The following is a 354-nucleotide window of genomic DNA, read 5'->3' as shown; positions in this document are numbered from 1 at the left end:
ATGCTACCTCGACTCTGTCAACGACGACAGCTGTGCCGCTTGAATTTGCATTTTTCTGCCCGGTTACACGTACTTTCACGATATGCGGCCCAGCGGCCAATGCGCCGCTATCATATATCAACGTGTTGTCAGACCTGGTGCTTGCGTAGTAATCAACAAGTGATTCTGCGCCATTATCAACGGTAATGCCTGCTATACCGTGATTATTTGCTTTCGCTCCATACAGTTTCAATCTTGTTCCATTGAATCGAATCAGCGCATACTCATCTGTCGTCGTGGAATAATGGTTGTCCTGATAATGGACATCCGCTTCATTCGCGAACGACCAGTTGGTGCCCATATACTGAATTTCAT

General features: G+C 46.6%; 1 protein-coding gene. It reads right to left on the bottom strand.

Annotated features, from left to right (window positions below):
• On the bottom strand, positions 1–354 hold a 354-nt coding region (locus AC1DUA_RS41030; RefSeq protein ID WP_477505072.1), incomplete at both ends, for a hypothetical protein.

Source organism: Paenibacillus sp. 01T422 (assembly GCF_056398785.1).
Note: the sequence above shows the minus strand (reverse complement) of the source record. Positions and strands in the feature narration are given on the sequence as shown.